We start from the raw sequence: 12,881 nt of genomic DNA, 5'->3' as shown, positions 1-12,881 counted from the left end.
CGCGGGAGACCAGTGCATCCACCACCGTTCGGGATGCGCCAGTTGACCAGGACTGGGTACAAGACTCACTCCTGCTCACTGACTAGGAACGGTTGCGGAGCCATGCGTCGTCACTCCACCAGTATGGCCAGCCCAAGGAGCGCAGGGGAGCTGGTGAAGGACCGCGTCGCCTGGGCGGTGTGCGCGCGTGGACATCGGTGCGGGCCTTCGCGCCGACTCGGGGAAACCGGCGCGGAGGACCGCGGTCACGGGCTGGACGTCGTGAGAGCGGCGGGCGTAGTCGGGTCGGTCGGTGAAGCCGAAGGGATCCGTCACGGCCGGGGTCAGGAGGGTGGCGCCAGGGGGCGGCGGCGATGGTGGCGGTCAACTGCAGGGCGCTGTCGGAGCTCAGCCGCGGCGTGGGCAACTGACCGGCCGCTTCAAGGCAACCGGTCATCCCGCCTAGGGGCCTTCGCCGAGTTCGCGATTGCGATACGCTCCGGGGGCTCCCGCACGGCCCCGGAACGCGCGGAGTCCGGACCCAACGACAACCAAAGACAAGGCACATGCACGTGAACATGCGCACCCAGTGGCCGGTCCTTTCCGTCGCGACGGGGCTGGCCGCCGGCCTGCTCACCGGATGCGGCTTTCCCACGAACGACTCCGGGGGCACCGGCTCCTCCATCGTGATGGGGATGTCCGACGACGTCCTGGCCACCGACCCCGCCTCCGGCTACGACCCGGGATCCTGGCTGCTGTTCAACAACGTCTTCCAGTCCCTGCTGAGCTTTCCCAAGGGCGGCACGGAACCCGAGCCGGAGGCCGCCAAAGAGTGCTCGTTCACGGGCACGGCGACCAGGGTCTACTCATGCACCCTCAAAGACGGACTGACGTTCAGCAGCGGTCACCCGCTCACCTCAAAGGACGTCAAGTTCTCCTTCGACCGGATGCTGAAGATCAACGACTCCGCCGGTCCCGCGATCATGTTTCCCATGCTCGGCTCGGTGGAGACACCGGACCCCAAGACCGTTGTCTTCAAACTGAAGTACGCCGACGCCACCTTCCCCAGCAAGATAGCCTCCGGCGCCGGCTCAATCGTGGACCACAGCGCATACCCCGCCGACGCGCTACGCAAGGACGGCAAGGCAGTCGGCTCCGGCCCCTACAAGCTGGACTCCTTCAGCAAGGACAAGGCCGTCTTCTCGGTCAACTCCGCCTACAAGGGCACCTCCAAGGTTCGCAACTCCGGCGTGACCCTCCGGTTCTTCCACGGCGACCAATCGGCCCTGAAGAGCGCCCTCCTGGCCCGGCAGATCGACCTGGCCTACCGCGGTCTCACCGCCGCCGACATCGCCGATACCGCCAACGACACCTCCACCGGCAACGGCATCGAGGTCGTCGAAGGCTCCAGCGCCGAAGTCCAGCACCTCGTCTTCAACATGGACGACCCGGTGGCCGGCAAGCTCGGCGTCCGCAAGGCCATCGCCTACCTGCTCGACCGCGGCGCCCTCGTCAACAAGGTGTACGAAGACACGGCGACCCCGCTTTACTCGATCATCCCGGCTGGTATCACCGGCCACCACACGTCCTTCTTCGACACCTACGGCGACCGCCCCTCGAAGACCAAGGCGGCCGCCGCGCTGAACGCCGCCGGCATCACCGGCAAGGTGAAACTGACGCTGTGGTCCACGCCCTCGCGCTACGGGCCCGCCACCGACGAGGAACTGAAGACGATCGCCGAGCAGCTCAACGCCAGCGGGCTGTTCGACGCCACCGTCAAGTCCGTCGCCTTCGACGAGTACGAGAAGGACATCGCGGCGGGCAAGTACGGCGTCTACGTGAAGGGCTGGGTCCCGGACTACCCGGACCCCGACAACTTCACCGCACCGTTCTTCGGCAAGGGCAACGTGCTGGACAACCACTATGACAACAGCACGATCACGGGCGAGCTGATCCCGAAGACGGCCGCCGAGAGCGACCGTTCGTCGACCGACAAGGCGTACGACAGGCTCCAGGACATCGTCGCCGCGGACCTCCCGGTCATCCCGGTCTGGCAGGCCAAGCAGTACGCCGTCACACGGGACGACGTCTACGGGCTCGAGTACTGTCTCGACGCCTCCACGGTGTTCCGGTTCTGGGAGATCAGAAAGGGCTGACCGAGGCCGCGCGGACACGTGTGATGCGCGGAGCAAGCATCGCCTCGCCAGTCGGCGGCGGACTTGCGGATCATGTCGAAGTCAAGCGGGCCGGTCGGGGCCCCGAGGTGCCCGTGTAGTCGTGTCCAGGAACGCGCCATACCCGGCAGCCTAGGACGCGTCGGTGTCACCCGGGCCGCCGTCTCGCCCGAGAGGCTAGGTGCGAGCGCCGTCTGCGCCACGACCGCGTCAACTGAGGCCGCCGCTCTCCGTTTGCCGTTCGGACACATGGACGAGATGGCCAGATGTATCGACCCCACGACCGACCCGGTGTCCGCCGCCTGCGGGCTGGGCTGCACCCCTGCGCAGGTCGGCCCGTGCGCCTGCTGCCAGGGGCTGACGTGCTGATGCAGAGTACGACCGGCTGTTAGCGGCCCTACGCGAGGCTACCGCCGCCATGCAGGGTGACCCGTGGTGGAAGCGCTGCGAGCAGGAGGGAATCACGGGTGCCGACCTGGTCGCCGTCCGGCAGGCCCTCAACCATGACCAGGGCGCCGTCCCCGCCCTGGACCAGGGCGACGCCGTCCGGCCGCCTGAACATTCCCGCGGGTCCGGTCCTGTCCCGGCGGGCCCCAGGCCCCTTAAGCGGTGAAATGCGGCCCATCTGGGGCGTGCCCCCACTCGAGAGGCCAGATCATGGCTGACGTCGCCCGCACCTACCTGGTGACCAACTCCAGGCCACTGTTCGGCCCCGGCGCACGCATCGTCTTCCGCAACTCCGCCCCGGCCGACTCGGTCGTCCTCCGCGTCATCGACGGCCGCCCCATCCGCGTCCTGCTGACCGACACCCCGCTGCCCGAATACGGCAAGGTCTTCGCCGCCGAGCTGCAGGACTGCCACCTGTAGCCGGGACGCCCCGGGTCCGGCCGTCAGCCGTCGCCGCAGCGGACACCCCCTGATGACGGCGCCGACGAGCATGGTGTCGTCACCACCGACGCCCCCGACCATGCGCCGCGCACGCTGGCCGAACGTCAGTGGGCGAGGTCATCGCACGCGCCATCCGCGACGGTTTCCTCGGTGCTGACCGTCTACCGGCTACCCTCTCGCACCATGACGTGCCGCACCCAGTAGAGAGCAGCCAAGCGCGGCAGTCGGCGGGCCATCTCGTCGCGGTTGTCGAAGTCGAAGTTCCAGGCCGGGTCTAGCTCCGGGTATCGGATGGTGAACGCGTCGACAGGGAGTTGTTCACCGGTCGCCGTGATGTGTGCGTTCCAGGCAATGTTGAGCACCTCCTCGCCGTCCAGGTCCAGCCCCTCGGTCGCCGAGGCGTGCACGAAGGGCAACTCCGCGAGCGCATCAGGATTGGCGACTATGCGCTCGAAGGTCACACGCCCCTGCGCGATCAGCCAACCGCGGAAGTATTCGAAGCCGTCGTCGGAACAGCCGCCATTGATGAGGTAGGCGGCCGCCCACAAAGGGTTCGTGTAGGAGTCAGCCATCAGGTCCCACAGCACCTGCTGAGCGGCAACAATCTCCTCGGCCGGGTGACCGGCCAGCATCGTGGTTGCTTCGCTGGCGATCGTTCCGCTCGCGTTCGAGTCGAACGCCTGGTTGCGCGCTGCCGCGATGAGCTGCCAGAACTGCTGTTTGTCCATGGCGACAGAGCATGCCACCTGGTGCTGACAGCGCACCGGTCGCGGTGCCCTGACATCACGCTGCCACTTTCTCCGTCACCAGGTCTGGGGCGGGAAAGGCGACCACTTCGTCGTGATGTGGTCGAACTGGTGGCAGACAACCGAGTCGCGCAGGCTCCGGCCCCGGTGCCCGCTCCCCGCAACTCCCCCCGGCGCCGCCTGGTCTTCTTACGACTGAGCCGACGGTTCGCCCTCCGGCTTTGCGAGCGGGTATGCGATCCAAGCCTCGTCGAGGATCGGCTTCCATGCCACGGTGTCGTGGCCGGCGAACGATCGGGCCGAGTGTGGGGGACGAGGCGTTTGCGGTCACTGTGCCGAATTGCCATGTCGTGGTGGGCCCACAGCTCGGCGAATTCGGGAGAGAGGTGGAGGAAGGACGCGATCAGTGAGTTGACTTCGGCGTCCTTTGCCGCTGGCCGGGCGACGGTCGCCCTGAGATCGGCGACCGACGCGCGGGACTGGTTCTGGTGGTCCGCTTCGGAGTACAGACGCCAGGCGGATCCCAAGGTCGACCGACTGGTGACGGTCAAGGTCCTCACCAGCCCCGTGCTCGAGTCCTGGAACTGGGGTGCTGGGTGGCCTGCATGCGCTCGTGAACAACACAGACACCGGCACCTTCGAGAGAGGGAACAATAACTTGATCTACTGCGGTTTATCGACTGCGTGCGACGGCATCACGACGTCGCCCTGGTCGACGGCCTCGGCGAGTTGCTCGCCAAGCGCCGCATCACCAACCACAGGAGTGTCAGAACGTATGGACGGAACTGCGGACGACTCGTGGGCGGTAACGGGTCTGGATCCACTGGCCGGGCGGGTGTTGGAGCACCTGGTGGCCGTGCCGTCAGCGGACGTCACTGAAGTGGCGGCGACGGTCGGGGTGTCCCGTGCGGAGACCGAACGAGCACTACGGCACCTTGCGGACTCCTCACTGGTGCTGCAGATCGACGGCTCGGCAACGCGATGGGCGGCCGGCCCCCCACGGTCGTCGCTCGGTGCCCTGCTGGCCCGGCGGCGGGGCGAACTGGCCCGCTTCGAGGGGCTCGTGGAGCGCCTTCACGAGGTATACGAGGCGGTGACTGGGCCGCGCGCTTCGCACCTGGTGGAGGTTCTGGAGCGCGAGGATGAGGTGTCGGCGCGCTACGGTCAGCTGCTGAAGGGGAGTTCGGTCGAGGTACTGCACCTGGCGAAGCCGCCGTATGTGACGGTTCCGCAGGCATCCACCGGGGAGTTTGGAGTGGCGCACGGAGTGCGGATGCGGTCGGTGTACGAGACGGAGGACTTTACCGACGCACTGTCCCTCAAGACGGCGCTGCGCGGGACGGGCCGGGGCGGGGAACTGCGGCTGGCGTCACGGCTGCCGGTGAAGTTGGTAGTGTTCGACCGGGCGGCGGCTCTGCTGCCGGTGCGCGGGGACCGCCCCACAGCGGGTTCACTGGTGGTGCACTCGCCCGCCCTGGTGGTGGCGCTGGTGGCGCTGTTCGAGAGCGTGTGGGAGCGCGCCAAGCCGGTGTCGCTGGCAAGCCGACCCGATGGGCCCATCCTAGAGCGCAGCCTGACGACCGTGGGGCCGGACCGGCGAACACGGGAAATCCTGCATCTGATGGCAACCGGGATGAAGGACGAGACGATCGCCCGCGTGCTCAAGGTGAGCCGCCGTACCGTGCAGAAACATGTCAGCGATGCGGGTACTCTGCTCGGCGCCCGGACTCGGTTCCAGATCGCGCTGCTGGCGGTGGAGCGGGGGTGGCTGGAGGAGCAGGCCTGACGGCTTGCAGCCCTGCGCCGGCGCGGCCGTGTTCCCGGGTTGTGCGCCGCTACGAGCGGTCGCCATCGCGTCCCAAGCGGTGGGCGCTGATTGGCTCTGTGGCCTGAGCGTGGGGTTCTTGCGGGTGACCCGGCCGCCGTGCACCCGTAGGGCACGCATGAGTGTGTCGGCCCAAGCATTGACAGACGCTTGTTGAAGTGCGCGGCCCCGCGTCAAGGCTGACGGCCACCGCATGGTGTTCCAGGGGCCCACAGCCTCTGGTGACCATGCGGTGGCCGTTACGCTCTCCACCGGGCCGGACGCCGGTTACGACCGTTGGGCCGGAGCCTCAGAAGGTCAGGCTCCAGCGCTGGAGATGACCCGGGTCCAGGTCGTAGAAGCCCGGGGTGCCGTCGGTGACGCGCAGCTTCCAGGTGCCGACCGTGGTGACCGCCGAGGCGTCGACCGTGTAGGTCTCGTGCAACTCGGGCGTGATCACCCAGGGTCCCCAGGGCTTGACGTGGATGACGGTGCCGTCGGGGGCGATCAGGTCGATCACCATGGCATTGCTGAACTCGTGGTCGAGGTCGACCGTGACCTTGAGGTCACTGGGGGCGTTGCCCGGCTTCCCCCGGTATACCAGCGGGGACTCGACCACGCCCCACTTGGGGATCACATACGTGGTGGGGTTGACGAAGAAGTGTCCGCCGGATTCAAGAGCGGTCCAGGTGAACGAGAGGTTCCGGGTGTCCCCGGCCGCGTCCGTGATGACGATGACCGAGCTGTAGTCACCGGCCTTGTCGGGCGTACCGGTGATCAGGCCGGTGGTGTGGTCGATCGACAGGCCACGGGGCAGCGACTTGGCCGAGTAGGTCAGCGCGCCGGGACGGCTGCTGGACGCGGTGATCTGGCGGCTGACTGGCTGGCCGACCGCCACCGGCTCGGTCGGCGGCGGCTCCACGGCGATGTGATTGACGAAACGTGTCCCGACGTTGACGGCCGCCCAGGCGTTGGCCACGGCCTCGTAGGCGTCGCTGTCCGCACCGTAGAGGTCAGTGGCGGCCTGGAGCGTCGCGGTCCGGGCGCCCGCGTAGTCGGTGGTGCTGGTCATGTAGACGGTGAGCGCGCGGTACACCACATCGGCGGCGTCGGTCAGACCGATGCCCGCCACCGGGAGCCCGTCGTACGTGGGGCTGTCGTAGTCCACGCCGTTGATGGTCTTCTGCCCGCTGCCCTCGGCAAGCAGGTAGAAGAAGTGGTCACCCACCCCGGCCACCATATGCGCTTCGTCCCACTTCGCCTGCGGCGTCCAGTAGTCCAGGGGAGCGTAGCCGACGGAGCTGATGCCGGCCTTGGAGGGACGGTCCATGTAGCGGATGGGCTTGCCGTCGCCGTGCAGGTTGTCCAACTCGGCCATCGTGTAGTCGGGCACGTCGTTGGGGTTGTCGGCGTAGAACTCGACGGCGGCGGCCATCATGTCGCTGATCGCCTCGTTGAGGCCCGGCGATTCGCCGTTGTTGCCCAGCCCGGCCGTGGCGGAGGTGACTCCGTGCGTCATCTCGTGCGCGGCGATGTCCAAGGACGTCACCGGGTGCTGTCCGTCCGCGCCGTCGCCGTAGCTCATGCAGAAGCAGCCGTCCTGCCAGTTGGCGTTGGCGAGAGGGACCCCTTGCACGGATTCGTAGTGGACTCGGGAGGTGCTGCCGCGGCCGTCGTCGGCTATGCCGTTGCGGCCGAACCTGTCCTTGTAGAAGTCCCACGTCGTCTGCGCGCCGTACGCCGCGTCCACCGCCGCGGTCTGGGGGTTCGCCGCCGTTCCATCGCCCCACACGTCGTCATCGTCGGTGAGCAGGACCCCGTTGGAGTTGACGCTCGAGTCGAGCGTCTGGTGATTACCGTGTGCGGGGTCGATCAGGGCGTATGTGCCGTCGTCCTGGCGGGTGGAGCCGATCGTGACCTGCCCGCTGTAGAGGCTGTTGCCCTGGGCGGACTCCACGTGTTCGGAGTTCTCCAGGGTGGCGCCGCCCGCGGCGTCGGTCACGACGTGGCGTTCGCTGGGGGACCCGTCCTGCTGTATGCCGGTGACAACCGTCTCCCAGGCCAGCTGGGGCTTGTCGTTCATCATCCAGACGACCTGTCGGGGGGTGGTGCGCGCGTCCCCCTTGCGGGTGCCCTTGGCCGCGGCCTTGCTCAGGGCCGACTTCTTCGCGTCGTCCGCCGACACCTTGGCCTTGGCCGTGGGCAGGGTCAGCTTCGCCTTGGAGGCGTAGGTGACGGTGCGAGCCCCGCCTCGCTGATGGACCACCAGATCGCCGCCGATCACGGGCAGTCCGGCATAGGTACGTTCGTAGCGGGTGTGGACCGTTCCGTCGGCGTCCTGGATCACGTCCTTCGGGATCAGCTTCTCGCGGGGGCCGAGGTTGAGTGAACGGGCGGTGTCCGGCGCCGCGTTGGTCGCCTGGTCGAGCAGTCGTCGACGCTGTCCGGGCGGCAGGTGAACGCTCCCTGCCCCCGGTCTGGCCGTCGCCTTGATCTGCGGGAGCGCTCCCACGTTGCGGGTGCCCCCGGACGCGTCCGATGTGGAGGGGGCGCCCGCCGAGGCGGGCAGTGCGGACAAGGCGAGTGCTGCGGCCGTGATCACCACGGTCGCGGCCAGGCGCCGCCGGGGCCGGTGCGAACCCTGTGGGGACGCAGTCCTGTTACTGGAGGAGTTCAATCTGCGGGACCTTCCGTTTTCGGCCGTGTGTCGATGTCGACAGCCGCGCACGACGCGACTCGAGCCTGTCTCGTGACTGCTGGTCAGCGCGCCCGCGGCTCGCACTGCACCTTCGCTGCCACACGGGCACCATGACAAGGAGAAGTCGGAGGGGACTACGTGCAGTTGCGCAGGTGTGAAACCGGCGCCCGCGGCCAGGACACTCCACAAACACCGGACAGAGACCGCGACGCCGCCACTCAGCCTGCAGTGGAGTCCCCACCACACTTCAGGAGGTAGTGCCCATGACCAGCCGGGTAGCCCCGTCCCTCCACCGGCCACTGCCTTACATGTTCGTCGCCAAGTGCCCAGACGACGGAGAAGCCATCGACATCACCGTGTGCGTGACCACCTTGGAACTCCTCACCCTCCCGAAAGGCTCCGCGGCCACGCCGACCATGGGGCTCTACGCGGAGGTGGTTCTCGCCCAGGACGGGGCGCCACCCACCAGAGGCTGGGTCGCTACTCCCGGCTCGACGGTGAGACGCGCTGGTGCCATGAGGTCCTCGCGCCGACGTGGCTCTTCGAGCCTGGTGAGCGCCAGACGCACCCCAAGGAGCGATTCAGCGCGAGCCGCTCCCACGCTCTGATCGCGCCGATTACCGCACAACTCGACTACATGGCCTGGCGGCTAGGCCTGACGTCGGCCCTCGGCGGCGCTCCCGCAATTGCCCCCGCAAGCACGTGCCTGAACCCTTCACCTGGCTCACGCGAGGGCCCACCACGAGCGCGCCCTCGCGTGACATGCCGACGCACCGGCTTCCGGCCCGCACGGCGAACGGTCACTGCTTGAGAGGCTTCAGCCGTCTCACGCTCATCGCGGCCGCGTTGTCACCACGGCGGTGGCACACCCGCCGGCTGCCACCGCCGCCGGGCCTTCCCGCTCAAGGGGAGAGCGCCGCAGATCCGCGACGCAGCACTTGGGATAAAGGTCAGCGTCGCACGCTGGCCTCCCACGCCGGGTGCTTGTCTCGCGCCATGAAACCCACCCGCGCCGCCACCGGTGCACCCACGCCGACGCAACTCGGGGGTCACGCCGCTCACCGGCCCCGGAGGATCCTCAACACCTACCGCGGGCCCTCCCAAACATGTCCGCATCCGTCCTCTGGCATCCACGGAGCCGCCTCCAGAACCGACAACTCCCAGCCACCTGTCCTGAGAAGCTGTTGATGCCTCTATGGATGTCAACTTGCGGTTCCGTTGGGCTCTGCAGGGCATGCGGCTGTCCTGATGGGGGCGATGAGTCGGTAGATTTCGCGTGCGACGTATCGCTTCAGGCACCGGATGATCTCCCGGCGGGTCTTGCCCTCCGCGAGGCGTCGCCGCAGGTAGTCCTGGGTACGGTCGTCCCAGCGCAGGCGGCTGAGGACGATCCGGTAGAGGGCCGCGTTGGCCTGGCGGTCACCGCCACGGTTGAGACGGCGTCGTTGGGTCTTGCCGGAGGATGCCTCGACGGGGCTGGTGCCGCACAGGGCGGCGAAGGACGCCTCGCTGCTGAGGCGATCGGGGTTGTCGCCGGCCGAGATCAGCAGGGTGGCGGCACTGTCCGGGCCGACGCCGTGCATGTCGAGCAGGCCGGGGAAGTTTGCTTCGACCCCCGCGGCTATCCGCTTGTTCAGGTCGTCGATCTCCCCGGTCAGGTGCTGGATGCGGCCAGCGAGGAGTTTCAGCACGTGCCGGGCGGTGCCCGCCGGACCGCATTCTTGCGAATCGTCCAGCTCCGCGCACCGCTTGAACAGGTGCGGGTTGCTCAGCCCGGCCAGCGACTCGCGCAAGGTGGTGTCGGCCGAGACCAGGACGCTCTTGAGCTGGTTGATGGCCTGGGTCCGGGACTTGATCGCGGACCCTTTCGCGAGCTTGAGCAGCCGCAGCTCTTCGACCGGCCCGTCGCTCGTCTTCGGGGTCGCGGTCGCGCGACCGGACAGCACGGCGCGGGCCGCCGCTTCCGCGTCGACGGCGTCGGTCTTGCCACGTCGTCGGCGCGCTGCCTTGTCAGGCTGGTTGACCTCTGTCACCTCGATGCCCCCGGCGCGCAGGTAACGGGCGAGCGCGGCGCCATAGGAGCCGGTGCACTCCACCCCTGCCCGGTGCAGGGCGCCGAACGAGCGTGCCCAGGAGACAAGTTGGTGATAGACCTCGGTGGTGGCCGGGAAGCTGCGGCCGTCCAATGCGGCGCCGAGGACGGTGATGACGGCTGCCGCGTGGAAGTCCTTATGGGTGTCGACGCCGAGCAGGACCTCCTCTGCGGCGTCGGCCGGGACGTGACACGGGGCTGTGGGCTTCGTGATGCTGGGCAAGGTCGCCTGTCTCCTGATCGCCTCGGAAGCGGTGGCCGTCGTCGGGCAGGGGAGGTCAAGACTGTGACGGTGCCTGTCGCGAAGGCCCCTATCGGGACACGCCCCCTGCCCGGCGGCAGCAGATACCGCTCCGCGCGGTGGCCGACAGATCAACAGCAGGGCATCAAAGCCAGTCTTTCCGCGGGTCAGGCCACCGCTCGAAGCGGTACCAGGTCATCCTCACAGTCTTTCCGGACATGATCGACGCGTTTCCGCTGGTCGGGGATAGGAGCGGTGGTTCCGTGGGAGTGGTGGCCTGTCGGGTTGTCGCTCCTGGGGAGGTCGCGGATGCCGTCGGTTGTTGGACTACTGGAACAGCACGAGCTCGCCGCTCGGCGTCGAGTCGACGGGCTGCGGGAGGAGGCCGACCGCATCCAGGCCGAGCTGGCCGTGGCCGAGCAGGAATGGCAGGAGTGGGCGATCGCCCGCAAGCGGGTCGATGCGGTGCTGGATCCGGACGACGGCACCACCCCCGACACGGAGGTCGCCCCGGATCCGCGGGATGCGGACGCGCAGTCGGCGCCCCGGGATGCGGTGAAGCAGAAGTCGCAGGTGCCGGTGTGGCGCCAGGGGCTGACCTGGTCGGTGCTGTCGGTGGACTACCAGCGCATCCTCAAGGCGCTCGCGGACCGGGCCCAGCTCCATCAAGGCCCGTTGACCTGCCAGGAGATGGCCGCCGCGTTCGGCATGGACGTGGTGCCGGCACGGGTGGAGGCACTGCGGTCGAAAGCCAAACGCCTGGTCGCCCGCGGCTGGCTGGCCGAGCAGCAGCCGGGCTGGTTCACCCTCGCTGCGGGTGTGCCGGGCCAGGCGGCGGGTCATGAGCCCGATCATCGACCAGTAGACCATCGCCTCGGCGCTGGTGGTGCGCCGCTCGAAGTCGCGCACAAGCGGCGACTTCGCATCAGGTGGGCGAAGAGGCGCTCGACGATCCACCGCTTGGGCAGCACCATGAACCCCTTCTGGTCGTCGCTGTGCTTGACGATCGAAACGACCAGCGCGAGCACGGCCAGGCAGTACTCGACGAGACTGCCGGTGTAGCCGCCATCAGCCCAGACCAGGGCCAACAGGTGGTGCGCGCCGACCACTTGCTCAAGCAGCACCTGGGCGGCGGTGCGGTCACCGACATCCGCGGCCGTGACCATCACCCCCAGCAGCAGGCCGAGCGTGTCGACCACGACATGCCGCTTACGGCCGTTGATCAGCTTGCCGCCGTCGAACCCGCGGCTGTCGGCGCCGAGGACGGCGTCCGCCTTGACGGACTGCGAGTCGATCACGGCGGCCGTCGGCTCCGCATCCCGCCCCAGCCGCTTGCGGATCTGGCCGTGCAGCCGGTCATGGAACTCCTTGACCAGGGCGTTCTCGCGCCAGCGGCGGAAGAGCGCATACACCCGGTCCCACGGCGGGAAGTCGGCCGGCATGGCGCGCCACTTGATCCCGTTGTCCACGAGATAGCGGATCGCGTCCAGCATTCGCCGGTAGCAATACCCTTCCGGCCGGCCGCCCCGGCCACACAGCCAGCTCGGCACCGGCAGCAGCGGCCGGATCGCCGACCACTCCGTATCCGTCATGTCCGTCGGATACCGGCGCTGCCGCTCGGGCCGGTCGGCCGCGTTGCCGTACACATGCGCGAGGCAATCACACGATGGAGCAGCCGAGTTGGACTCCATCAGCACTGACACGGAAGACCGCGGCATCGGGGCATCCTGGTGCTCTATGGATTCGACACCCACGAGCTGTTCAGGAGGCCCCGGCTTCATGCCCTCGCCACCGCAAGGTCACCCAACCGGGAACCGGCGTTCGACCGCCAGCGCTCAAGATCGAAAAGACAACAGCTTCTCAGCTTGATGTTTAACCTCGCTGCTGTTTCAAGCGGACGTGTTCGCTGAGGGTTTCGGCTCGTTTCACGGTCTTCCCGGGCTCGTGTCGTGGTGCTGGCCTGCGGTTCTTCGAGCCGGGTGGGCGTCCGGGCCCGGGTCGGGAGGGTTGGGGCACTCCTGCGGGCCGGGCGGTCTTCACGCGGAGGTGGCGGAACCCCCGGCGGACCCGGGCGGGGGTGAGGCGGCGGGGCTCGGCCGGCCGTTCCCAGGGCCGGCGCAGGTCCTCGGCGAGTGGTCGGGCGAGGCGGAGCTGGGTGTGGGCAGCGATGATCAGCCAGGTCCACAGGTCGGCGGTCGCGGGGTCGCGGACCTTGGGGACGGTCCAGCCCAGGGTCTGCTTGAACAGCCGGAAGGTATG

8 protein-coding genes and 3 pseudogenes are annotated in these 12,881 nt (G+C 68.3%); 4 read left to right on the top strand and 7 right to left on the bottom strand.

Annotation, left to right across the window (positions count from 1 at the left end):
* Positions 1 to 551: 551 nt before the first annotated feature.
* Positions 552 to 2,135 carry an ABC transporter substrate-binding protein gene (locus tag ACWDA7_RS43860; protein WP_450612603.1) on the top strand — a complete coding sequence of 528 codons (1,584 nt, stop codon included), beginning with the start codon at positions 552 to 554 and terminating at the stop codon, positions 2,133 to 2,135.
* A gap of 415 nt (positions 2,136 to 2,550) precedes the next feature.
* Here the strand turns inward: ACWDA7_RS43860 and ACWDA7_RS43855 are convergent, their stop codons facing one another.
* Positions 2,551 to 2,715, bottom strand: coding sequence for a hypothetical protein (locus ACWDA7_RS43855; protein ID WP_450612599.1), 165 nt, complete (start codon positions 2,713 to 2,715; stop codon positions 2,551 to 2,553).
* Between the two features lie 95 nt (positions 2,716 to 2,810).
* Between ACWDA7_RS43855 and ACWDA7_RS43850 the strand changes: the two genes are divergently transcribed.
* A complete protein-coding gene (locus ACWDA7_RS43850; protein WP_450612597.1) occupies positions 2,811 to 3,020 on the top strand; it encodes a hypothetical protein in 210 nt (69 codons plus the stop codon).
* Positions 3,021 to 3,202: 182 nt separating this feature from the next.
* Here ACWDA7_RS43850 and ACWDA7_RS43845 read toward each other — a convergent pair whose 3' ends face one another.
* Together ACWDA7_RS43845 and ACWDA7_RS43840 are read right to left on the bottom strand one after the other, a co-directional pair.
* Positions 3,203 to 3,769 (bottom strand): DUF4240 domain-containing protein, encoded by a 567-nt coding sequence (locus tag ACWDA7_RS43845; RefSeq protein WP_450612595.1) that lies wholly within the window; start codon positions 3,767 to 3,769, stop codon positions 3,203 to 3,205.
* A 344-nt stretch (positions 3,770 to 4,113) separates the two neighbouring features.
* Positions 4,114 to 4,347, bottom strand: a pseudogene (locus ACWDA7_RS43840) (MmyB family transcriptional regulator); the annotation flags it as partial.
* A gap of 215 nt (positions 4,348 to 4,562) precedes the next feature.
* On the opposite strand from ACWDA7_RS43840, the gene ACWDA7_RS43835 reads away from it, so the two are divergent.
* Positions 4,563 to 5,573: a LuxR C-terminal-related transcriptional regulator gene (locus tag ACWDA7_RS43835; protein ID WP_450612593.1), complete on the top strand. Its 1,011-nt coding sequence runs from the start codon at positions 4,563 to 4,565 to the stop codon at positions 5,571 to 5,573.
* 328 nt (positions 5,574 to 5,901) lie between these two features.
* Here the strand turns inward: ACWDA7_RS43835 and ACWDA7_RS43830 are convergent, their stop codons facing one another.
* Positions 5,902 to 8,196, bottom strand: coding sequence for a M4 family metallopeptidase (locus ACWDA7_RS43830; RefSeq protein WP_450612601.1), 2,295 nt, complete (start codon positions 8,194 to 8,196; stop codon positions 5,902 to 5,904).
* A gap of 1,295 nt (positions 8,197 to 9,491) precedes the next feature.
* The gene (locus tag ACWDA7_RS43825) at positions 9,492 to 10,604 is read right to left on the bottom strand and encodes an IS110 family transposase (protein WP_450612591.1); all 1,113 of its coding nucleotides are present in this window, start codon (positions 10,602 to 10,604) and stop codon (positions 9,492 to 9,494) included.
* Between the two features lie 327 nt (positions 10,605 to 10,931).
* On the opposite strand from ACWDA7_RS43825, the pseudogene ACWDA7_RS43820 reads away from it, so the two are divergent.
* Positions 10,932 to 11,467, top strand: a pseudogene (locus ACWDA7_RS43820) (hypothetical protein).
* A gap of 6 nt (positions 11,468 to 11,473) precedes the next feature.
* Here ACWDA7_RS43820 and ACWDA7_RS43815 read toward each other — a convergent pair.
* Both ACWDA7_RS43815 and ACWDA7_RS43810 read right to left on the bottom strand, forming a co-directional pair.
* On the bottom strand, positions 11,474 to 12,268 hold the full coding sequence (locus ACWDA7_RS43815) for an IS5 family transposase (RefSeq protein ID WP_450612589.1): 795 nt from the start codon (positions 12,266 to 12,268) through the stop codon (positions 11,474 to 11,476).
* 226 nt (positions 12,269 to 12,494) lie between these two features.
* Positions 12,495 to 12,881 (bottom strand): annotated as a pseudogene (locus tag ACWDA7_RS43810) (NF041680 family putative transposase); the annotation flags it as partial.

The sequence above is a fragment of the Streptomyces sp. NPDC001156 genome (genome assembly GCF_053598275.1).
This window is presented reverse-complemented; position numbering and strand designations above follow the sequence as displayed.

Excerpts from the sequence above, each read along its gene's own strand:
- ACWDA7_RS43855 (WP_450612599.1), bottom strand. The coding sequence starts at position 2,715 with ATGTTCAGGCGGCCGGACGGCGTCGCCCTGGTCCAGGGCGGGGACGGC.
- ACWDA7_RS43850 (WP_450612597.1), top strand. The coding sequence starts at position 2,811 with ATGGCTGACGTCGCCCGCACCTACCTGGTGACCAACTCCAGGCCACTG.
- ACWDA7_RS43845 (WP_450612595.1), bottom strand. The coding sequence starts at position 3,769 with ATGGACAAACAGCAGTTCTGGCAGCTCATCGCGGCAGCGCGCAACCAG.
- ACWDA7_RS43835 (WP_450612593.1), top strand. The coding sequence starts at position 4,563 with ATGGACGGAACTGCGGACGACTCGTGGGCGGTAACGGGTCTGGATCCA.